Genomic DNA, 22501 nt, shown 5'->3' with positions numbered 1-22501 from the left:
GTTCATGGCGGTCCGCAGCAACATCGTCGGCATCGACAGCCCGGAGGCGCTGGAGAGGGCGCTGCGCGCGGCCTATTACCTCGCCGACGAAGGCCTTGCGACCGCCGCCTATCTCAGCCTTGCGCTCGGCAAGCCGCTGCTGCTGGAAGGCGCGCCGGGTGTCGGCAAGACGGAAGCGGCAAAAGCCATCGCCGCCGTGCTCGGCCGCCGGCTGATCCGCCTGCAATGCTACGAGGGCATCGACGCCTCTGCGGCGCTCTACGAATGGAACTATCCGCGCCAGATGCTCGCGATCCGCCAGGCCGGCGACGAGAGCATCGACATCTATGGCGAGACGTTCCTGATCGAGCGGCCGATGCTGGCGGCGTTGCGCGCGCCTGATTCTACCGTGCTGCTGATCGACGAAATCGACCGCGCCGATCAGGAGTTCGAGGCCTTCCTGCTCGAATTTTTATCCGACTTCCAGATTTCGATTCCCGAACGCGGCACGGTACGTGCCGCCGAGCGCCCCGTCGTCGTGCTGACGTCGAACCGGACGCGCGACCTGCACGAAGCCCTTCGCCGCCGCTGCGTCTATCACTGGATCGACTATCCGACCGAGGAGCGCGAGGCGCGCATCGTGATGCTACGAGCCTCCAGTGTCGCCGAAGCCACTGCGCGGGCCGTCGTCGCGGCGGTCGGCAAACTCCGGCGCGAACCGCTGAGCAAGGCGCCCGGCATCGCGGAAGCTGTCGACTGGGCCGAGGCCGCGACGCTCCTGAACAAGGGCGGCGCGCGATGGCCGGACGCGTTCAAGCGCTCGATCGGCGTGGCGCTCAAGGACGAGGAGGATCTGCATTTCATCTCGTCCCGGCTCGACGCGATGCTCGCGGAGGCCACCGCATGAGCACCGAGCTTCAGCTTCCGCGCGGCGCCCGCATCTTTGTCTCCTTCGTCACACTGCTGCGCGCCAACGCCTTTGCCGTCGCGCCGGAGCAGACCACCGCGTTTCTCACAGCGATCGAACTGCTCGGCCCGCGCGACCTCGGAGACATCAGGCAGGCCGCTCTGGCCACCCTCGCCCTGCCACCCGAGCGCCGCGTGACCTTTGACCGGCTATTCGATCTTCACTTCCGCGGCAGTGAGGCAGTCGAGCACACCGATGACGGCGAGGATGACGAGGCCGTCCGCCTCCAGGAAGAAGGTCGCGGCGACGAGGAGCCGCTGCCCTCCGACGACGCCAACGAGTCCGGCCTGACCGCGACCCGTACCGAGGCGCTGGTCGAGCGCCGCTTCGCGCAGCTTTCCACGAGCGAGGCGTTGCGCCGGCTGTCTCGCGAAGCGCCGCGGCGCCTGCCGCGACGGCGCGGTCACCGCCGCATGCGCGCCCGGCGCGGACCATTTGCCGATCTCCGCCGCACTTTGCGCGACTCCGTCCGCAGCGACGGGGAGATTTTGCGACTCGGGCATATGAAGCGGCGCCAGCGCCCGCGAAAGTTCCTGCTGCTGATCGACGTCTCCGGCTCGATGAAAAGCCGCACCGAGGAGAACATGAAGCTGGCGCATGCGCTGGTGCAGGCCGCGCCCAATGTCGAGGTCTTCACCTTCGGCACCCGGCTGACCCGCGTCACCCGCGCGCTGCGGGTGAAGCGCCGCGAGCAGGCACTGAGCGCGGCCGCGCATCTCGTCAGCGACTGGGACGGGGGCACCCGTATCGGCGATGCGCTCCAAGCCTTCCTCGCGGTGCCTCGCTTCGGCGGCTATGCGCGCGGGGCAGCCGTGGTCATCGTCTCGGACGGGCTGGAGCGCGGCGAGCCCGATGCCCTGCGTGATGCTGTGGCAAAGCTATCGCGGCGGGCCTGGCGCGTGAGCTGGCTGACGCCGCTTGCAAGCGGGCCAAGATTCCGTCCGCAGACGGGGGCGCTCGTTGCGATCGAGCGCTTCGTTGACGACCTCGTCGATGGCGGATCGAGCGCGTCGATCGTCGCCCTTGTCCTGGCCTTGGGACGAAGGAGAGTTGCGTGACCGAGATTGTCGACGGGCATCATCATATCTGGCGGCAGGCCGACCTGCCTTGGCTGGTCGGCGCGATGCAACCTCGCATCTTCGGACCCTACGAGGCTATCAGGCGCGATTATCCGATCGACGAGTATTTCGACGACCTCAAGGGCACCGGCGTCACCCGCTCAGTCTACGTCCAGGCCAACTGGGCCAATGACCGTTTCGAGAACGAAGCGGCCTGGGTACAGCGGACCGCCGACGAGCATGGCTGGCCGCACGCGATCGTCGCCTATGCCAATTTCGCTGTCGACGATGTGCGTCCGCAGCTTGACCGCTTGAAGCGCTATCCGCTGGTTCGCGGCGTGCGCATGCAGCTGCATTGGCATGAAAACCCGCTCTATCGTTTCGCGGCCAGGCCCGATCTCTGCATCGATCCCATGGTCCGCCGCAACGTCGCGCGGCTCGCCGACTACGGCTGGAGCTTCGATCTGCAGGTTTTCACGCCGCAGATGCCCGATGCCGCGCATCTCGCCGAATCCTGCCCCAAGGTGACCTTTATCCTCCAGCATGCTGGCATGCTCGAAGACCTTTCGTCAGCGGGCCGTGCGGCCTGGCGCGCCGGCATGGCCCGGCTCGCGACCTGCCCGAACGTGGTCTCGAAGCTCTCGGGGCTCGGCACCTTCATCCACCGCAACGATCGCGCGCATATCGCTGCGGTGGTCATGGACACCGTCGCCATCTTCGGCGCCGAGCGCTGCCTGTTCGGCTCGAATTTCCCGATCGAGAAATTGTGGACCAGCTATCGCGAGCTTGTTGACGCATTCCGCTCAGCGGCCGCGCCGCTGAGCGTCGAGCAACGGGATGCGATCTTCCGAGGTACCGCAACTCGCGTCTATCGGCTTTGAAAGACAAGAAAGAACACAGGGAGGGAAACGAATGGCGCTGGAGATCAAGATCCTGGACTACGGCGATATCGAGCTGGAATCGAGCTTCCTGGTGCTCGGTCGCGACTGCGGCCGCACCCGCCGCGTCCTCACGCTGGGCTTTCTGATTCTCGGCGGCAAATATCCTGTCGTGGTCGACACCGGCTATCGCTCCAATCAGATCATGGAGACGCTGGGCATGCGGGGGCTGCAGTACCACGAACACATGATCGAGAACCAGCTCGCCCGCCACGGCGTGCGCATGGGCGACGTGCGCTTCGTCTGCCACACCCATCTGCACATCGATCATGCGGGCAAGGACGATCTGTTCCCGATGAATACGACTGTCGTTCTCAACCGCAAGGAGCTGGAATATTCCGTCTCCGGCCTGATGCACCCGCAATATCCGGCGCCCGACATCAAACATTTGATCGACCGTCTGCACACCAAGAGCGCGCTGCGCTTCCTCGACCTGGAGATCACCGGCCCGATCGAGCTGATGCCGGGTGTCTATTGTGACGCCGCCAATGCCCACACCGAGGGCTCGATGAACATCATCGTCGAGACCGCGGACGGCATCGCCACCATCTGCGGCGACGTGATTTACGATTTCAACGACCAGATCGTCACGCCCTTCCACGAGATCCATGACTGGGAGCCGCGCACCACGGGTAACCACGGCACCAGCAAGCGTGCCGAGAAGGCTGCGATCAAGAAGCTGCTCAGCAACTCGCGCTATCTGTTGCCGGTGCACGACCGCCCCGCCAAGATCGAAGGCGGCAATGTCGTGGGCCGGCTGCACGACCAGGTCCCCGGACCGATCGTGCAGTCCCTGCCCGCTCGCAACTGGTTCCCGGCCTAGCATGATGTGAGGATCGTCCGATGACACACGTCACCTTACGTTCTGAATTCGAGACCCTGATCGACCCCTACGCACCCGTTGCCCAGGTCGGCACAGGCTTTGAGTTCACGGAAGGACCGATCTGGCATCCCGTCGATCACTACCTTCTGTTCTCGGACATGCCGGGCGATGTACGCCGACGCTGGGATGCGCGGCGCGGCGTTGCCGAGGTCAAGCGTCCGTCGAACAAATGCAACGGCATGACCTACGATGCCGAGCTCAATTTGATCGTCTGCGAGCACGCGACGTCGTCGCTGATCCGCGAACGGCCGGATGGGCGGCGCGAGGTGCTCGCCTCGCACTTTGGCGGACAGGAGCTCAACAGTCCAAACGACGTCTGCGTGCACTCCTCAGGTGCGATCTATTTCTCCGACCCTTGGTATGGCCGGATGCCGGTCTATGGCGTCGAGCGGCCGCGCCAGCTCGGCTTCCAAGGCGTCTATCGCGTCGTGCCCGGCGGCGAACCGAAGCTGGTGGTCGACAGAAGCTTGTTCGAACAGCCGAACGGGCTGTGCTTCTCGCCCGACGAAAGACTACTCTATGTCAATGACACCGCGCAGGCGCTGATCCGCGTGTTCGACGTCAACGCCGACGGGATGCTGGCAAACGCACGCGTATTCGCGAGCGGCATCCGCTCCGAGCTCGAGGCGGGCGTCCCCGACGGCATGAAATGCGATCAGCACGGCAATGTCTGGGTCACAGCGCCCGGCGGCGTCTGGGTCTATTCGCCGCGCGGCGAGCAGCTCGGAAAAGTTCGCGTGCCGGAGTTGGTCGCCAACCTTGCCTGGGGTGGAGCTGATTTCCGCACGCTCTATTTGACCTCCACGCATTCAGTCTATGCCATCACAACCAGGACCGGACCGCGACACGAGCCCTATATGAGCGGCAGGCGCAGCAGCGGGGGAGCCACGAGCACAGCCTCTGCCGCCACTCCACCGATCCTAGCTGATGGCGAGTTGCGCCTCGATCCGAAGCGCTGCGCCATGATCATCCAGGATCTCCAGAACGACGTCATCATGGATGGCGGCGCCTTCGCTGACTCCGGTGCGCCAGGCCACGCCAAGCAGCAGCATGTGGTCGAGAACGTCCGGCGCCTGGCGGAGACCGCGCGGTCGCGCGGCGTTGCCATCATCCACGTCTGGTTCGTGGTCGAGCCCGGTGCGCCTGGTGTGACGCTGAACGCGCCGCTGTTCGAAGGGCTGGTCGACAGCAAGGCGATGGTGCGCGGCAGCTGGGGCGCTGCGCCGGTGTCAGGCCTCGAGCCGCGGCCCGGCGACTACGTGGTCGAGAAGATGCGGATGAGTGCTTGGGAAGGCACCAAGCTGGAGACGATCCTAAAAGCCACTGGCCGCGACATGATCATCAACACCGGTGCCTGGACCAACATGTCGATCGAACACACCGCCCGCACCGGCGCCGACAAGGGCTATTTCATGATCGTGCCGGAGGATTGCTGCTCGACCATGAATGCGGACTGGCACTCGGCCTCGATCAACTTTGCCATGCAGAACGTCGCCGTGGTCACGCGCGCGGATGCCGTCATCAGAGCGCTGGGATGAGCGGTGGCAAAGCTCTTGCACCTCTCCTGCTCGCCGCGCGTCGATTCCGAGTCGAGCGCCGGTGCGCGCATCTTTCTTAACGGCTTTCGCAAGGCCCGCCCCGATTGGGACATCGACGTCGTCGATCTTTGGCAGGAACGGATGCCGGAATTCGCCGGTCCCATCGTCGAGGCCAAATATGCGCGCATGAGGGCGGAGACCTTCAACGACGCCCAGCGCAACAATTTCGCTGAGGCCGAACGAATTGCGACGCGCTTCTCGCTGGCCGACCGCGTGCTGATCTCGACGCCCATGTGGAATTTCGCCATCCCCTACAAGCTGAAGCAATGGTTCGACATCATCATCCAGCCCGGCCTGACGTTCCGCTTCGACCCGGCGCAGGGCTACATTCCGCTGCTCAAGGACCGCCCGACCATCGTGATCCTCGCCTCCGGCAGCGACTTTGCCACCGGCATGAACCGCGGTCGCATTGACATGGCGACGCCCTATCTGCGCGAGGCACTCCGCTTCATCGGCGTCACCGACGTGCGCTTCGTACCGATCGGACCAACCACGGGGCCGGCCGAGTCGCTGCGCGCCGCTCGCGAGGTGGCGTATCGCCGACTAGAGGAGATCGCCAGACGATTCTGATGATTGGTTCGTCGCGCTGTACGCCATCGCGAGTAGAGCGAATAGCTACGGCCAATTCCCGCTAGGTCCAACATACTGGCCGCGTATCAGGCCAGGCGCGCTGAACGCGGAGTAAGCGTTGATCCCGGCATGGCAATCGGCCCTTTAAACGAGCGCAAGGTGGGATTAGCTTAACCTAACGTCCATCAAACCGGCAGCAGCTCAATGTCATATCCTGAGCATCGAGCAGACGCCGAGAACGGCTGATGGTCCGCCTTGGCGACCTCAGGCCCGCCCGCTTGGCTCTGGAATCGAGGCTGCAATGCTCTGATGGGTTTCCCGCTTGAATATCCTGAATCAACTCATTCGTGCTAGAGCGCCTCGCTTCGCGGAAGAACTTCTTTCTCAGGTGAGGTAATTGTTGAAGGCAAGGCCTCGTTCGGAGTACGAGGAGTGAATGGACCTACGGCAGCTCGAATACTTCCTGCGTGTGGCAGAGCGTAAGAGCATCTCTCTTGCTGCAGCCGATCTGAGCATCGCGCAGCCGACACTAACCAAAAGCATCAAGCTGCTGGAAGAGCAGCTTGGCGTGAAGCTGTTCGAGCGCTTACCACGCGGCGTTGCACTGACATCGTTCGGGACTACGTTGCTACGCCACGCTGAGGCCGTACATGTTCAGATCAAAGATGCTGGTCACGAGATTGCCGCTCAGCGTTCCGGTGCGGTCGGGACCGTGGTGATCGGTGCCGGCCCGACATGGTTGCGTCGGTATCTTCCGGCAGCGCTTGCGCGCACGGTCTCGGCATATCCGTCAATTCGGGTCCGTGTTGAGGCCGGCTTCGACGAGTCGCTGCTTCGCGCGCTGAGGCAAGGTGAGCTCGACTTCGTGGTCGCAGAAATCCCATCGATCGAGGACCAGCGGGAGTTCGAGACTCTGACACTGACATCCGATCGGCTCGGTGTCTGTTGCCGCCGCGGTCATCCGCTGACCCGACGCCGGCGAGTCAGAATGAGCGATCTTTTGCAGTATCCCTGGATCAAGCCACCACATGCGACTCGGGCTCATCGACGGCTCGACTCGCTATTTGTCGCCAATGATCTCCCGCCGCCCTCGAGTGTACTCGAAAGCGGATCGGTGGCGCTTCAGCTCAACGTACTTCGACAGTCCGACGCGCTCGCAACCACCGTGTCGAAAACGCTGCAAACACCTGAAGGCGATGGCCTCGTGATGCTCAATGTTCCCGAACTTGCACTGACGCGGGATGCCGGCATCATCACGCGCAAGGACGGCTTCGTCTCGCCGGCGGCCGCGGGGATCATCGAGGCGCTCAAGGCAGTCTGCGCTGCGGAGATAGCGAGCCGCAAAGGGAAGCCATAGCTTTTATCTATGTCAGTGGCACAATTATCTCTTTGTAAGAATACCTGAATCCTGTTTTGCTTGGCCCCGATAGAGAGCCGGAATCGGCCGAAACGCGGGGAGGATTGAGATGCCAGGACAGAGCGGGAAGCGTGGCCTGACGCGCCGTCAGGTCGTGGGTGCAGGTGGCGCGGCTGCGCTGGGGTTCGCTGCGCCGTGGCGATACGCGGCGGCGGCCAAGGTCGCGCCGATGACCATCGTGATCAACCAGTCGCCCTGGTTCAACAGCTTCCGCAAGACGGTCGAGCTCTACGAGAAGGAAACCGGCAACCACGTCGAGCTCGACGTCAATCCCTTTGCGGGATCGCTGGAGAAGCAGCGCAACTCCGTGCGTGCCGCGAACGGCCAGTACGACTTGCTGATCATGAATTCCGGATGGGTCGCCGAAATGTATTTCGGCGGTTTCGTCGAGCCGATCGCCGCGATCGATCCGTCCTTCAAGCTCGATCCTGATGTATACACGCTCGACAACACCGTCTATTTCGATGCCGACAAGAAGACGATGTCGGCCTCCGGCAAGCTGATGTCGGTGCCGATCTCGCCGCTGATCCCGCTGCTTTATTATCGCGGCGATCTCTACAAGGAAGCGGGACTGAAGGCGCCGGAGACGTTTGCCGAGCTCGAGGCCAATGCCAGGAAGCTGCACAAGCCGCCGAGCCGCTATGGCATTGTCCAGCGCGGCGCCCGCGGCCCGGCCTCCGTCAGCTACGACTTCTATCCCTATCTCTACGGCTTCGGCGGCGGCATCTTCAAGAACCAGGCGGCCGGCGACTATACCGTCACGCTCAACAACGAGGCCGGTCGCACCGCGCTCGACTATTACTTGCGGCTCGCCAAGGAAGCCGGCCATCCGCAGACCGCCTCCCTCGACCAGGCCGAGGTGATCCAGAACATGCTGACCGGCAAGGCCGCGCACATCAGTGTGGTGGTCTCGGCATGGTCGCAGATGGACGATCCCGACAAATCCGCCGTGGTCAACAAGGTGGAGTTCGCGGTCACTCCGCATGCGGAGGGCTTCTCGACCGGTCCCGGCCTCGGCCATTGGCTGGGCGGCATCGCACGCAACGTGCCCGATGATCGCAAGCGCAGCGCGCTCGAATTCCTGCGCTGGTTCCAGACCAAGGAGGCCCAGCTCGCCTATACCAAGGTCGGCGGCATTCCCGTCAGTGCGGCGAGCTCTCGCGACCCGATCGCGCAGGAGCGCCGCTACCGCTGGATGAAGCCGCTCGGCGAGGCCCTGCCGCACGCGGTCAACATCTACCAGTTCCCGCAAGCGAGCGAGGTGATCTCGATCCTCGAACTCGGCCTCAATCAGGCCGTCGCCGGCAATGCCACGTCGGTGCAGGCTCTCAACAGCATGGCCGAGCAGATCTTTGGCGTGATGTCGAAGCACAGCTACAATACCGGCAAGCTGCCCGCATTGCCCTGAGGCCAATGATGAAGCCTACCGCGAGCGCCACCGCGCAAATCGGCGCGGTGATGGCAGAACCATCCGCTTCGGCGGGGCAGCCGACGGCGGCTGATTTCCAGCGCGGCCTCGACGAGCGGCTGTGGCGCTGGCTGACATTGTCGCCGGCATTGCTGCTGTTGCTGGCACTCAGCGTGCTGCCGCTGGTCAATCTGTTCGCGACGAGCTTCTTCACCGTGAGCTGGAGCGGCGGCCATTCGAGCTTCGCCGCCGCGGGCCTGAACAACTACCGCGCGCTTGCCGGCGACACGCTGTTCCGCGCCGGCATTCTCAACACCATTCTGTTCGCGGTGTTTGCCGTCGGCGGGCAGATGCTATGCGGCTTTGTGCTCGCGCTGCTCTGCACCGGCGTTACACGTGGTCGCTTGCTCTATCGCACCATCTTCATCCTGCCGATCCTGGTTCCCGGCATCGTCGTCGGCGCGATCTGGAAACTTCTGCTCAATTTCGATTTCGGCCTGGTCAACCAGGCCATCGCGCTAGTCGGTATCGATCCCCTCAACTGGCTCGGCTCGCCCAACACGGCCCTGGCTTCGGTGATCTTCGTCGACATCTGGCACTGGACACCGTTCTGCTTCCTGCTGTTTCTGGCAGGCCTGCAATCGCTGCCCCAGAATGTCTACGAAGCCGCCAAGATCGACGGAGCCAGCGGCTGGCAGGAGCTGACATATGTCACGCTGCCGATGATGCTGCCGACCATCATGGTGACCTTCGCCTTCCGCCTCGTGCTTGCGTTCAAGGTCTTCGACGAGGTCTATTTGCTGACAGGCGGCGGGCCGGGCACGTCGACCCAGGTCATGAGCTTCACGCTCTACCAGCGCTTCTTCCGAGAGGACCAGACCGGATATGGTTCGGCGATGTCGGTCGCGATCATCTTCATGACCTGCATTCTGTTGTCGGCCGCTTTTGCGGCGCGCGGACGGATGGGGGCTGCGAAATGACGACGCCTCCGAGAGCAGGCTCTTTGATCGTTCATGCGCTGCTGATCGCCGCGGCCCTGCTTGTGCTCATCCCCGTGGTCTGGGTCGTCGCTGCCGGATTCCGCACCCAGATCTCGCTGCTGTCAAGCGCGTTCTGGTTCACGCCGGTCCTGAAGAACTTCAACGAGGTGCTGTTTTCCAAGACCTCGGACTTCCTCGTCAATTACCGCAACTCGCTCGTCGTCGGCACGCTCAGCACGCTGATCTGCCTCGTCGCCGCCACGCTCGCCGCTTGGTCGCTCAACCGGATGTCCTGGCCGCGCTGGTTCGTGCACATCTTCCTCGGCTGGGCGCTGGTGTTTCACATGTTCCCGCCGCTGGCGCTGGCGAGCGCCTGGTTCACCATCATGCGCACGGTCGGCCTCGACAACACGCTGAGCGCCGTGGTGCTCGCGCATACCGTGCTCAACTTGCCGATGGCGCTGTGGCTGATGGGCGTATTCGTGCGCGACGTGCCGGTCGAACTCGAGGAGGCCGCCCGGCTGGACGGCGCCACGACGCCGGTCCTGCTGTGGCGGATCGTCCTGCCGATCATCGCGCCAGGCCTCGCTGCGACCGGCATTCTGACCTTCGTGTTCAGCTGGAACGATTTCGGCGTCGCGCTGACGCTGACCATGAAGCAGACCGCAACCGTGCCGGTCGCGATCGCTAAATTCGCCCAGGACTACGAGATTCTCTACACGCAGATGGCGGCCGCCGCCGCGCTGTCGATCCTGCCCGCACTCGTGCTGCTCATCATCGGCCAGCGCTACATCGTGGCGGGGCTCACGCAAGGCGCCGTGAAATAAGACGCGACCAACGAAGGAAATGCCATGAAGACGGTCTTCGTTCTCTTTGATTCCCTCAACCGCCATCTGCTCGGCGCCTATGGCGGCAAGCGAATTCCGACACCGAACTTCGATCGCCTCGCCGCGAAGACGCTGACCTTCGATCGCCATTATGTCGGCAGCCTGCCTTGCATGCCGGCGCGGCGCGATCTCCTCACCGGCCGGCTCAGCTTTCTGCACCGAAGCTGGGGCCCGCTCGAGCCGTTCGACAACGCGATGCCGGAGCTCTTGCATCACGCCGGCATCTATAGTCACCTCATCACCGATCACTTCCATTATTGGGAGGACGGCGGCGCGACCTATCACAATCGCTACGACAGTTATGAGTTCGTGCGCGGCCAGGAAGGCGATCCCTGGAAGGCGATGGTGCAGCCGCATTGGGAGCGGCTGCGCGAGATGTATCACGCGCGCCAGTTCACCACCGACCGGCGCAAGTACCACTCGCAGAACATCATCAACCGCGAGTTCATCAAGGAGGAGAAGGACTTTCCGTCGGTGCAGTGCTTCGCGCACGCCTTCGACTTCCTCGACCGCAATTACGACGCCGACAACTGGTTGCTCCAGCTCGAGACCTTCGATCCGCATGAGCCGTTCCACGCGCCGGCCCGGTTCAAGGCGCCGTTCGACAGCGGCTGGAATGGTCCGATCCGCGACTGGCCGCGCTATGGCCGGGTCGACGAGCTCCCGGCCGAATGCGAGGAATTGCGCGCAAACTATTACGCCGTGGTGTCGATGTGCGACTTCCTGCTCGGGCAGTTGCTCGACGATTTCGACCGCCGCGACATGTGGAAGGATACCGCCCTCGTCGTCACCACCGACCACGGGTTCCTGCTCGGCGAGCACGATTTCTGGGCCAAGAACCGCATGAACCTTTACGAAGAGATCGTGCACATTCCATTGTTCGTGCACGATCCGCGGCGCCCGCAACCCGGCGCGCGAAGCGGAGTCCTCACCCAGTCCATCGATCTCGCGCCGACATTCCTCGATCTCTTCGACGTGGCGCCGCCGCCCGAGATGGAGGGGCACTCGATCCTGAAGGCTGCGCGTTCCGCCCAGCCGTTACGGGAGGCGGCGCTGTTCGGGTATTTCGGCGGCGCCGTGAACATCACCGATGGCCACTATACTTATCATCGCTTTCCCGCCGATCTGAAGACGCAGGAGATCTTCCAGTACACGGTGATGCCGACGCACATCCGCTCGCCCTTCCTGCCTGAGGAACTCGCTGGCGCATCGCTGTCGGACGGCTTCCCATTCACCAAGGGCGCAAAGCTGCTCAAGGTCCCCGTGATCGAGCGCTCGCCGATGTATCTCAATTACGGCCCGGGCGCGCTGCTTGAGAACGACACGCGGCTGTATGATCTTGCGAAGGATCCAGGCCAGCAGCAGCCCGTGAAGAACGGAGCACAGGAGGCGCGCCTTGTCGCGCTGATGGCGCGTCTGATGGCGGCCAACGAGGCGCCGCCCGAAGCTTTCGGCAGGCTCGACTTGCCGGGACCGGCAGCCCAACGCGAGGTATCGTGATGGCCGGGGAGCTGCGCGCCAAGGTCGGCGATCTCAGGCAGTTCGCGAGCGTCCGGCGCGTCGTGCTCGATGACGGCGTGGAGCGCGGCGTGGCCGCGCTCGCCTTCTCCAACGGAGGTGGCCTCGATTTCTGGGCGCTCGCCGACCGGTCGCTCGACATCGGACCGCTGTGGTGGAGGGGCATGCCGGTGGCCTGGCAGAGCATGGCCGGCTTCCGCAGCCCGCATCTGCACCATCCGGAGGAAGAAGACGGGCGCGGCTACAGCCGCACCAATTCCGGATTCCTCGTCACGTGTGGCCTCGACCATTTTCGACAACCCATTGCTGGTCATCCTATGCACGGCCGGCTGCCGTTCACGCCGGCGCGTGTGACCGCCCAGGGCGAAGACTGGAACCGGTCTGAGCCTGTGCTGTTCTGCCAGGGCGAGGTCATGCAGTTTCGGTTTGGCGGCGAAGCGTTGCGCGTCAGGCGCCGGCTTGAGGCGCCAATTGGCGGCAACCTCTTGCGAATTCGCGACGAGGTGACCAACCTTTCAAACGATCCCACGCCGCAAGCGAGCCTTTATCACTTCAATTTTGGCTACCCCGCTCTCGCGCCGGGATCATCCGTGACCCTTGGCTCGCGGCGTCTGCTGGAGGTCAAGGCACTGCCTGATGTCTCGTTATTGTCGGAGTCCGTCAGCTTTCCCGCTGGCGATGAAGACACCTCCGCGACTTGCAAGCTGGCAACACCGTTGAACAACGACATGACGCTAGAGATCGCCATCAAATTCGATGCCAGCACCCTTCCACATCTTCAGCTTTGGCACGATTTGCGGCCACATGCTTGTGTGCTTGCGATCGAGCCCTGCACAAGCGCCAAGGTGAATGGAACCGAAGCGGTGCTCATGCCAGGCGAGAGTCGCGCCTACTTCTTGGACATCGAGTTTGAGATGAAATCCCAACGAGAGTGCTTGCTTTGAGCTGCTCCCACGATGATGGGGGCCAAGACGCGGTTAGCTGGATTCACTGCCCGTTCATAGAAACCGAAACGCCGGACACAAACGAGCTGCTGGACCTCAGCGGCGCTGGCTTAATTCAGACCTCAATCTTGTTCACCAAAGGCCAGGGATCGACATGCCAGCAAATCTCCGGCTGACCTTGACCTGCCACTGCGTATTTTCTTCACAAGGGGCTAGAGTCCGGCCTGAAGAACGACGGACAGATGAAGCGAGCAAGGTTTACGGAGGAGCAGATTTTCGCGGTGAAGGAGCATGAAGGCGGGGCGCAGACGGCCGATCTGGCTCGCAAGCACGGAATCTCCGAAGCGACGATCTAGCACTACTTTGGCAGAATGTGTTTTCGCCGCTGTTTTTCAAGGATTTGCTTTCGGCAATACGGGCACTGCTGAGGCGGCGGCCGAAGGATGAGATCGACGATGGCGTGACGTACGGCGGGCATGGTTGGTTGAGGCGGAGGCCCGTTGATTCTTTTTTTTCCGCCCCGCGTATGCGAGGCGACGATGTTGCAGGAAGGCGTAGGCAATCATTGTCATAAGGGCGTGGCGATGAAGACCTTGCCATGATCGCCCTTCGAAGTGATCAAGTCCAAGCTCCTCCTTCAACTGTTGATGCGCCTGCTCACAAATCCACCGTGCCTTGATGGTGGCGGCCAGCGTGCGCAGATCCGTCGTCGCCGGAAGATTGGCGAGATAGTATTTCTTCTCCCCGGAGGCACGTTGCTCGCCAATGAGCCAGGCTTCGTCGCCTGGGAGATGCTGCTGACCTTTATCCCATATCCGCTGCGGAGGGCCGTCGGCAGTCCGGACACGGAGAGCAGCAAATCGGGCTTTGAGCCGACCTTTCGTCCCGCTACGCCAACTCACGGTTTTCCATTTGGCGCTGGCCAACATTTGTTCTGCCGCAATCGATAAGATATCGGGCACGTGGTGCTTTCGTGGCTTGCCGCGGACTTTGGTGATCGGCCAAATGAGCTTCACATCGACCGGATACACTTTCTGGTGCCGAGGGATACCGACCGCCCAGGCCAGCCCGCGCTCTGTTAGCCCTTGTCGAAACGGTGCGCTGAGGCCGTATCCTGCGTCCGCCAGCACGCATCCAAAGCGTATGTTGGCTGCCATCGCGCGGTCAATCTCGGCCAAAGCGATCTCCGGCTTGGACCGTGGCGTTCGGTGTTCGACTGGCACGCGAGCGCGCTTCAACCGGGGCATGTCGCTTGTCCAGCCGTCAGGCAGAAAGAGACGTAACGCGACCATCACTGGCACTTCGCCGCGCGCAAGCGTTAAAGACACCAGCGTTTGGCAATTTGCAGTTTTACCGAGAGCCGACGCGTATTGAGCCGCAACACCGACCGATCGCTCACCCTTCTTCGGCAGTGACGTGTCATCAATAACCAGCACCGCATCCCTGCCGCCGACAAGTCGGTCCGCCTGGTTGAGCAGCTCCGTCTCCAGCGGCGTCGCGTTCCAGACACCGTCCGCAATGAAATGGTGCAACTGGTCGTAGTTGCTCGTGGCAAGGCGCTCCGCCATCGGCTGAACGCTCTTGCGATCGCCAGGACCGATCAATCCCGCAACATACAGAGGACACATCCGCTGCCGGGTCTTATGACCCAGCCGGTCCAAGAACGGCATCAGCCAGCGTTCGAGTTCGTCTTCCCATCCCGGCATGGTCAGCCCTCCAAGAGCCGACCACCCATGAATCATTGAAAAATTGATTCGGGAATCCTATAAAACGCGGCAAAATCAACAATCTGCCAAAGTAGTGCTAGGGTTCAGACTCAATTGATCCAGTAGGCGACGATGGCGGCGTGGACGGCGGCTAAGAAGTTCCTGGCGAGTTTGTCATACCGAGTAGCGACACGCCTGAAATCCTTGAGCCGGCAGAAACAGCGCTCGATGACATTGCGTCCTTTGTAGGCATGTTTGCTGAAGCTGTGGAGGACCACCCTGTTGGATTTGTTTGGAATGACGGGCTTCGCGCCGCGATCGACGATTTCGGCCCGAAAGCCGTCGCCGTCGTAGCCTTTGTCCCCGATAAGGCTAGACATGGGCGGCGCGAGCTTCAAAAGGGCCGGTCCTGCGGCAATATCTGCGGCTTGCCCCGGAGTGAGATGAAATGCGCAAGGTCTGCAATCAGGGGCGCTCAGCGCGTGGATTTTCGTGGTCCGCCCACCGCGCGAGCGGCCGATCGCCTGTTCATGCTCCCCCCTTTTCCGCCGCTCGCCGAGCGATGCGCTTTGATCGTGGTGGAGTCGATGGACAAAGTCACGCTGTCCTTGCCACAGCGGGCGAGCGCTTCAAAGATCGCCTGCCAATGTCCGCGCTTAGCCCAGCGATTGAAACGATTGTAGATCGTCGTGTACGGGCCATAATCGGGCGGGCAATCGCGCCAGCGCGCACCGCACTGAAGCATGTGAATGATGCCGCTGATGATACGTCGATCATCATCGCGCGCCGGGCCGGTCTGGTTCGTTGGCAGATGTGGGCTTATCAGAGCCCATTGCTCGTCGTTGAGCCAGAACAGTCCTTCGAGAGCTTACAGGTGTCAAGCCCGGCTCATCTGCGCGAGCAGGCGTTACCGCACCGGCTTCGCACCAGAAACGACCCAGCCGGAGCGCAAAAAACGCGATCAAATCGCTAATCATGCGGCGTTCAGATGGGCTTCTTTCCTGCAACCTTCCAAGATGTTCCTCTAGTCAACCGCCAACTGCAGTTGTCCAGCTGAAGTCATAGTGAGCGCTCAGCAACTTCATTGCGACAACAACGACGAGCACGCAGATGATTTGCAACAACGTTCTGGTCGAGAACACTCTATTGAAGAGCGTCATGATACCGCCTCTAGCGCTGGTGACCGAGCCGGATTCCCAGCTTGAGCGCCTTTTGGCGGAGTGAGCCTTCGGAGCGCTTTGTGAGCTTCGCGATTTTTGCAACCGGCGTCTTCGCTTTCGAATGAGCGCGCAGCTCTTTCACGTCAGCCTTTGTGTATTCGCGACGCACAGTTTTCTTCTTCGTAGCCGTCTTCTTTGCCTTCTTCGCCACTTTTAGCTCCTCGATTCGAGAGTGGGCGTACTACCACAGCCGCATTGAGTCGCAACTCTCCATCCGTTGACTCTATACGCTGGTACGATCCGTGGACCTCTCGTGACGTCAGTATTGCAGGGAATTTGCCCGACCTATCGAATTGTTGCGGCAGCTCATGGTCGGCCAAAAATTCAACTTGGAGTAACCTGACCGATGTAAGGCCCATTCCTAACTTTATCGTGGTGCCGGCGATGTTGGGAACGCGGCCAGCAATAGATGCGCCTCGTCGCCGGACTCAAAATGCGGCGACCATGCTACCCGTCGGCTGTGCGCAAGTGGGCCAGCTCACATGTCGGCGCCTGCAATCTATGATATAGACTGGCCTTTGGCGCACTTTGGGGGAATGGTGTGCAATGGCGAAGAATATTGTGATCTTTTCCGACGGTACAGGCCAGGCCGGCGGCATCAATTTCGACGAAGCGCGGACGAACGTTTACAAGCTCTACCGCGCCTGCCGTGTCGGTCCGGACACGAAGGTCGAACCATCCGAACAGGTCGCCTTCTACGATGCCGGCCTTGGTTCGGCGTCGGACGGCGGTCATTTCAAGATTGGCTGGATGCGCTGGCTCTACAACCTCGCCAGCATGGCGACGGGCCTGGGGATCACCCGGAACATCGTTGATTGCTACGCCGCGATCATTGCCCTTTATGAGGAAGGCGACCGCGTCTTCCTGATCGGTTTCAGCCGCGGGGCCTACACTGTGCGATCGGTTGCCGGCGTCATGACCTATTGCGGCGTCCCGCGCCATATGCCCGATGGCTCGCCGCTGCGCCGCGATCCAAAGAGCATCCACAAGCTGGCCGAGCACGCCGTCAAGGATGTCTATCAATTCTGCCCATCCTACTCGCGCAAGACTCTTGGGTACCGGCAGTTTCTGTTGAAGACCCGGGACGCGATCGCCGCACAATTCAGACAGAAGTACGGTAGCACAACCACCATCGACGGCGCCGAGCGGGCGAACGTGTTTCCATACTTCATCGGCGTGTTTGATACGGTCGCCGCCCTCGGCCACAAATATCTTGGCACTACGCTCGTGACCTCCGGCATTGCGCTGCTGATCGGGCTGCACTGGCTCGGTGGCTTCCTTCAGCCGGTCGTTCCATGGGCGGGATGGGGGGCCTGGCTTCTGAGTTACCTCGGCATCGCCACAGCCCTGATTGTCTTTCTCAAGAACTATCTGAAGATCGCGCCGTCCTTGCCCGGCTATGGAATCTTGAAGCGCCTCCAGACCGTGCATTTCGCCCCGCCGAAGCACAAATTCTACGACACGACGCTGAATCCCAATGTCGGTTACGCCAAGCATGCGATCTCGATTGACGAGAACCGCGCCGACTTCAAGCGCGTTGGCTGGTCGCCCACGGCCGAGAAGCAGGACGTACGCGACGCGCACGGCAACCTCTATTTCGAACAGGTCTGGTTTCCGGGCGTGCACGCCGATGTCGGCGGCGGCTATCTCGAGAATGAGGCGCGGCTCTCGGACGTCGCCCTCAACTGGCTGCTCGCCGGAGCCTCGCTCATCCCGGGCGGCCTGAAACACGACGGCAGTGTTCTGCGGCTGTCGCCCAATCCCGCGGGTCCCCAGCACAACGAGCAGGCGGGCGGCTTCCTCAAGGCCGGCGTACGCGATCTTCCTACCGATATTGAGAGTGGGGAATCAAAATCGCCGATGCACAAATCAGTCTATCAGCGCTTCGAGGCAGGATCAGTTCTCCTCTATGACCGCATGGCGGCTTACCGGCCGGACAACATGAGGGTTCACGTCGACTTTAAGCACTATTTCGATGGGAGCGCGGCGCAGCTGCCCCAATGCGTCGCCGATGATATAGAACAGAAGTGGGAAAATGCCGGCTATGTCGGGCGGCTCTGACCCAGATAGCGCATTGAAAAGCGGTTCTGTCGGGCGGCCCTCGAGTCGGCTTCGCTTGCGCCCGGCCGAGCAAAGTAGATCACAATGCCGCGAGTGGATCCGCCGATCGACCGCCAAAATCACCGTTTGAAAAACCGTTTTAGTTCGGCTCTCTCAAACGGTTTCTGTCGCTAAGGTCTTGATTTGTTTGGTGGGCGCACCAGGGCTCGAACCTGGGACCCGCTGATTAAGAGTCAGCTGCTCTACCAACTGAGCTATGCGCCCGAAAGGCGGTCAATGCCTTGCGAGGCCGGTCGTTTAGCAAAGCGATCCGGGTATGGCAAGCGATGTGACGCATGTTTTCCAAGGTTCTTCTACAGCCCTGGAAACGCGAAAAGCCGCTGGATTCCAGCGGCTTCTCAGAGGTTAATATCCGGGGAATCCCGGTGCGCTCAAAGACGCCCTTCCCGGTCGGGGCCACCATCGCGGTCGCCGCCCCGGAAGTGGTCCATGCCACGCTCCATCATGCGGCCCATGCCCCGCTCCATGAAGTGGTGGCGCGGTCCGTCCTCGCCGCCGCCGAACGGACCGCGGTGGCGGGTCAGCAGGGCAAGGCGCCGCTTCTGGCCGTCATCGAGGGTCTTGTAGAGCGGGTCGGCGGCGTCAGCGATGTTCTTCAGCGCCGCGGAGGTTGCGCCCATGTCGTCGGCGCGCTGGCGCAGGCGGGCGACCGGATCATCCGGCTTGCCGGCGTCGTTGTCGCCGGGACCTGCGTTCATCCGGGCATTGGCGCGGTCGATCCGCAGCTTGGCGAAGTCGCGCACCGCGGCCTCGACCGGCGGCCACAGCTTCTCCTGATCGGCGTTGAGCTTCAGCCCGGCATGGACGGCGGCGATCCGCGCGTCGACCATGGCGGCGCGATCTTCCGGGTTCATGCGCATGTGGTGGAAGTGCTCCATCCACGGGCGGTGATATTGGGCATAGACCGCGCCCGAGCCGGCGATGCTGAGCACGGCGATGGCGGCGATGGTGAACTTCCTCATAAGAACCTCCTCTGGAAGGATGTCCTGAAGATGGGCGTCGCAAGGCCAAGGTGCAACTTACAACTTGGACAGAGAGAGCGCTCTTACGAAGATGTAACGGCCATGAATTTTAATTCAGCCGCAATCGGAAATCGTTCGCAACAAAGGCTTCCGTGCGATCCGCACGGAAGCCTTTCATTCATCATTCGTTCAAGCGAGATCGCGTCGAGCCTCGTTCGTCGTGCACTCAGTTCATCGTGCTCTTGGCTTCCTTCTGGAATTCGTCGATCAGCGGCTGGCCGACGCGGCTCGCCGCGTCCTTGTAGACCGGCTCCATCGCCTTGCGCATCGCCTCGTCCTGCTCCGGCGTGAGCTTGATGATCTCGCTCTTGCCGCTCTTCTTGATCTCGGCGAGCGCGTCGTCGTTCTCCTTCTGCGACTGCGCGTTGTTGAAATCGGTCGCTTCCTTCATCGCCTTCGACAGCTGGTCGCGGATGTCGGCCGGCAGGCCGTCCCAGAACTTCTTGTTCACGATCACGACGTAGCCGATGTAACCGTGATTGGTCTCGGTGATGTACTTCTGCACCTCGTGCATCTTCTGGGTATAGATGTTCGACCAGGTGTTCTCCTGGCCGTCGACGACGCCGGTCTGCAGCGCCTGGTAGACTTCCGAGAACGCCATCACCTGCGGCAGCGAGCCGAGCGCCTTGAACTGGGCCTGGAGCACACGCGAGGACTGGATGCGGAACTTGAGGCCCTGGTAGTCGGCCGGCGTGACGAGCTTCTTGTTGGCACTCATCTGCTTGAAGCCGTTGTCCCAATAGGCGAGGCCCGTGATGCCCTTCGGCTCGAGCAGCTTGAGCAGCCGCGCGCCAAGGGGGCCTTCGGTCACCTTCCGCAACGTCTTCAGATCGGGGAGGATGTAGGGCAGGTCGAAGACCTCGAACTCGCGGATGCCGAGCGGGCCGAACTTCGAGTTGGACGGCGCCAGCATCTGCACGCTGCCGAGCTGCAGCGCCTCGAGCTCTTCCTTGTCCTTGTAGAGCGTCGAGTTCGGATAGACCTCGACCTTGACCTTGCCGCCCGTGTACTTCTCGGCGAGTTCCTTGAACTTCTCGGACGCCTTGCCCTTCGGCGTGTCGGTCGCGACGACGTGGCTGAACTTGATGATGATCGGGTCGGCGCTGGCGGGGCCGGCGAGACCCAATACCAATGCCGCGACGGATGCCGCGATCGCGAAGGTGCGCATATTCTCTCCCTGTTATTCTCTTGGGCCGCCCCATGCGGGCGGCCTGTCCTCGAGCCGGGAGCATCAATAGCGGCTCACGCATCGAGCCGCTACCGGCCGTTAGCAGGGCAGCTATTCGCAGCCAAAGCACCGTCATACCGGGATGGTCCGCCGGACCAGACCCGGAATGACAAGCTTCGCTTCTCAGCTCGCAGCAGCCGTCGTCACGGTGTCGCGCTGGCGCTTCATGACGATCTTGTTGAGCGCGCCGAGATAGGCCTTTGCGGACGCCACCAGCGTATCCGGATCCGCCGCGCGAGCGGTCATCGAGCGTCCGTCATGCGACAGCCGCACCGAGACCTCGGCTTGCGCGTCGGTACCTTCGGTCACGGCATGAACCTGATACAGTTCGAGCTTGGCCTCGTGCGGCACCAGGCGCTTGATGCAGTTGAACACCGCGTCGACCGGACCGTTGCCTTCGGCTTCCTCGATCTTGATCTGGCCGTCGACGTCCAGCTTCATGGTCGCGCGCTGCGGGCCATGGGTGCCGGCGATCACGGTCAGCGAGGTCAGCTTGATGCGGTCGTGCGAGGCCGCCATCTCCTCATCGACCAGCGCCTCGATGTCCTCGTCGTAGATGTCCTTCTTGCGGTCGGCCAGCGCCTTCATCCGCGTGAACGCATCTTCCAGCTGGTTCGGGCCGAGCTTGTAGCCCATCTCTTCCAGCTTGTGCACGAAGGCATGGCGGCCGGAATGCTTGCCGAGCACCAGCGAGGACTGCTTCAGGCCGACCATCTCGGGCCGCATGATCTCGTAGGTCGAGGCGTCCTTCAGCACGCCGTCCTGGTGGATGCCGCTCTCGTGCGCGAACGCGTTCCGGCCGACGATGGCCTTGTTGTACTGGACGGGAAACGAGGTCGCCGCCGACACCACTTTCGAAGCGCGGGTCAGCTGCGTCGTGTCGATCTTGTTCCAGTAGGGGAATTTGTCGTTGCGCACGTTGATCGCCATCACGATCTCTTCGAGCGCGGCGTTGCCGGCGCGCTCGCCGATGCCGTTGATGGTGCACTCGACCTGGCGCGCGCCGCCGACCACGCCGGCCAGCGAGTTCGCCACGGCCATGCCGAGGTCGTTATGACAGTGGACCGAGAACACGGCCTTGTCCGAGTTCGGCACGCGCCCGATCAGCGTCTTCATGAAGTGGGTGTATTCCTCCGGCACCGTGTAGCCGACGGTGTCGGGGATGTTCACCGTGGTCGCACCGGCCTTGATGACGGCTTCGACGATGCGGCACAGATAGTCCATCTCGCTGCGGGTGCCGTCCTCGGCCGACCATTCGACGTCGTCGATCTGGTTGCGGGCGCGCGCGACCATCGCGACCGAGGTCTCCAACACTTCTTCCGGCGTCTTGTTCAGCTTCACCCGCATGTGCAGCGGCGAGGTCGCGATCACGGTGTGAACGCGGCCACGCTTGGCAAACTTCACCGCTTCGGCGCAGCGGTCGATGTCGGCCGGATGGGCGCGGGACAGACCGGCGATGACGGCATTCTTGGAGCGGCGGGCGATCTCGCTCACCGCTTCGAAGTCACCCTGCGAGGTGATCGGGAAGCCGGCTTCGATGACGTCGACGCCCATATCGTCCAGCAGCTCGGCAACCTCGAGTTTTTCCTCGAAGGTCATGGTGGCGCCGGGGCACTGCTCGCCGTCGCGCAAGGTGGTGTCGAAAATGATGACGCGGTCCTTGTCGGACTTGTTCGCGGGGGCCATTGCAATATTCCTTTTGAGCTTTCGCGCCGTCAGTCTTAAGGGCGCTTGAGGTGTCCGGTGATCTCGACCAACCCCTGAGCGCCCAGGCGCGTGGCGCCCAGCCGGCCCTCAGGGGCAAGTAAGAAGAAGGCCGCCAATAAGGAGGGTGGGCAGCAGCGCGGCCGGGATCGTGGCGGCGGCCAGAGCCACCTCCCCCGAAATCCCATCGATTTGGCCGCGAATCAGCATTGCCAGACCCTTTTGAGCCCCAAATCCTCGGTCAAAACCGTTGACGGTTGGTTGCCGGAAGGCTCAACGCGCCGTTTCTAGACGAGAAATGACCGCAACTGCAACGCCAAAAAGATGGTCAGTATAGGTGACCTATCATGGCC

The 22501-nt window shown here is 62.3% G+C and carries 18 protein-coding genes, 1 tRNA gene and 2 pseudogenes; 14 read left to right on the top strand and 7 right to left on the bottom strand.

The features are described from left to right. Positions 1 to 4: 4 nt before the first annotated feature. The 13 genes and pseudogenes from QY049_RS19105 to QY049_RS19045 form a co-directional block, all read left to right on the top strand. Positions 5 to 886, top strand: a complete 882-nt coding sequence (locus QY049_RS19105; protein WP_194480823.1) for a MoxR family ATPase — start codon at positions 5 to 7, stop codon at positions 884 to 886. After that, positions 883 to 2004, top strand: a complete 1122-nt coding sequence (locus QY049_RS19100) for a VWA domain-containing protein (RefSeq protein WP_301269843.1) — start codon at positions 883 to 885, stop codon at positions 2002 to 2004. The genes QY049_RS19105 and QY049_RS19100 overlap by 4 nt, the downstream gene beginning before the upstream one ends. Then, positions 2001 to 2885, top strand: a complete 885-nt coding sequence (locus QY049_RS19095; protein WP_258765888.1) for an amidohydrolase — start codon at positions 2001 to 2003, stop codon at positions 2883 to 2885. The genes QY049_RS19100 and QY049_RS19095 overlap by 4 nt, the downstream gene beginning before the upstream one ends. 31 nt (positions 2886 to 2916) lie before the next feature. Then, positions 2917 to 3765: an MBL fold metallo-hydrolase gene (locus QY049_RS19090; RefSeq protein ID WP_057758792.1), complete on the top strand. Its 849-nt coding sequence runs from the start codon at positions 2917 to 2919 to the stop codon at positions 3763 to 3765. Positions 3766 to 3785: 20 nt separating this feature from the next. Further along, a complete protein-coding gene (locus tag QY049_RS19085) occupies positions 3786 to 5363 on the top strand; it encodes an isochorismatase family protein (RefSeq protein ID WP_301269842.1) in 1578 nt (525 codons plus the stop codon). A 3-nt stretch (positions 5364 to 5366) separates the two neighbouring features. Then, positions 5367 to 5993 (top strand): FMN-dependent NADH-azoreductase, encoded by a 627-nt coding sequence (locus QY049_RS19080; RefSeq protein WP_194480816.1) that lies wholly within the window; start codon positions 5367 to 5369, stop codon positions 5991 to 5993. 436 nt (positions 5994 to 6429) lie between these two features. Beyond that, positions 6430 to 7350, top strand: a complete 921-nt coding sequence (locus tag QY049_RS19075; protein WP_194480814.1) for a LysR family transcriptional regulator — start codon at positions 6430 to 6432, stop codon at positions 7348 to 7350. 109 nt (positions 7351 to 7459) lie between these two features. Beyond that, positions 7460 to 8818, top strand: a complete 1359-nt coding sequence (locus QY049_RS19070) for an extracellular solute-binding protein (protein WP_301269841.1) — start codon at positions 7460 to 7462, stop codon at positions 8816 to 8818. Between the two features lie 5 nt (positions 8819 to 8823). After that, positions 8824 to 9798 (top strand): carbohydrate ABC transporter permease, encoded by a 975-nt coding sequence (locus QY049_RS19065; protein WP_301269840.1) that lies wholly within the window; start codon positions 8824 to 8826, stop codon positions 9796 to 9798. Further along, positions 9795 to 10625, top strand: a complete 831-nt coding sequence (locus QY049_RS19060; protein WP_258765883.1) for a carbohydrate ABC transporter permease — start codon at positions 9795 to 9797, stop codon at positions 10623 to 10625. The genes QY049_RS19065 and QY049_RS19060 overlap by 4 nt, the downstream gene beginning before the upstream one ends. A 24-nt stretch (positions 10626 to 10649) precedes the next feature. After that, entirely contained in the window at positions 10650 to 12185 is a 1536-nt protein-coding gene (locus QY049_RS19055; protein ID WP_194480800.1) for a sulfatase, read from the top strand. Continuing rightward, a complete protein-coding gene (locus tag QY049_RS19050; RefSeq protein ID WP_258765881.1) occupies positions 12185 to 13147 on the top strand; it encodes a DUF4432 family protein in 963 nt (320 codons plus the stop codon). Before QY049_RS19055 ends, QY049_RS19050 begins: the two co-directional genes overlap by 1 nt. Positions 13148 to 13389: 242 nt before the next feature. Then, positions 13390 to 13500, top strand: a pseudogene (locus tag QY049_RS19045) (transposase); the annotation flags it as partial. A 39-nt stretch (positions 13501 to 13539) separates the two neighbouring features. On the opposite strand, the gene QY049_RS19040 reads toward QY049_RS19045, so the two are convergent. The 3 genes and pseudogenes from QY049_RS19040 to QY049_RS19030 form a co-directional block, all read right to left on the bottom strand. Next, positions 13540 to 14889, bottom strand: coding sequence for an IS701 family transposase (locus QY049_RS19040; RefSeq protein WP_301269839.1), 1350 nt, complete (start codon positions 14887 to 14889; stop codon positions 13540 to 13542). Positions 14890 to 14963: 74 nt separating this feature from the next. Then, a pseudogene (locus QY049_RS19035) lies at positions 14964 to 15664 on the bottom strand (IS5 family transposase). Between the two features lie 359 nt (positions 15665 to 16023). Further along, on the bottom strand, positions 16024 to 16224 hold the full coding sequence (locus QY049_RS19030; RefSeq protein ID WP_027533616.1) for a hypothetical protein: 201 nt from the start codon (positions 16222 to 16224) through the stop codon (positions 16024 to 16026). A 395-nt stretch (positions 16225 to 16619) separates the two neighbouring features. Between QY049_RS19030 and QY049_RS19025 the strand changes: the two genes are divergently transcribed. Continuing rightward, on the top strand, positions 16620 to 18134 hold the full coding sequence (locus QY049_RS19025) for a DUF2235 domain-containing protein (RefSeq protein WP_301269838.1): 1515 nt from the start codon (positions 16620 to 16622) through the stop codon (positions 18132 to 18134). A 188-nt stretch (positions 18135 to 18322) separates the two neighbouring features. Here QY049_RS19025 and QY049_RS19020 read toward each other — a convergent pair. From QY049_RS19020 to QY049_RS19005, 4 genes are all read right to left on the bottom strand, one after another. Further along, positions 18323 to 18398 (bottom strand) — tRNA-Lys (locus tag QY049_RS19020). A 167-nt stretch (positions 18399 to 18565) separates the two neighbouring features. Beyond that, positions 18566 to 19156, bottom strand: coding sequence for a Spy/CpxP family protein refolding chaperone (locus QY049_RS19015; protein WP_301269837.1), 591 nt, complete (start codon positions 19154 to 19156; stop codon positions 18566 to 18568). A gap of 226 nt (positions 19157 to 19382) precedes the next feature. Continuing rightward, positions 19383 to 20384 carry a TRAP transporter substrate-binding protein gene (locus QY049_RS19010; protein ID WP_258765877.1) on the bottom strand — a complete coding sequence of 334 codons (1002 nt, stop codon included), beginning with the start codon at positions 20382 to 20384 and terminating at the stop codon, positions 19383 to 19385. Between the two features lie 183 nt (positions 20385 to 20567). Then, complete coding sequence (locus QY049_RS19005) at positions 20568 to 22130, bottom strand: 2-isopropylmalate synthase (RefSeq protein ID WP_301269836.1); 1563 nt, start codon at positions 22128 to 22130, stop codon at positions 20568 to 20570. Between the last annotated feature and the right edge of the window lie 371 nt (positions 22131 to 22501).

This window comes from Bradyrhizobium sp. WYCCWR 13022 (assembly GCF_030435535.1).
GTDB lineage: Bacteria > Pseudomonadota > Alphaproteobacteria > Rhizobiales > Xanthobacteraceae > Bradyrhizobium.
The sequence above is the reverse complement of the archived record's forward strand: the minus strand, read 5'-3'. Positions and strand labels throughout refer to the sequence as shown.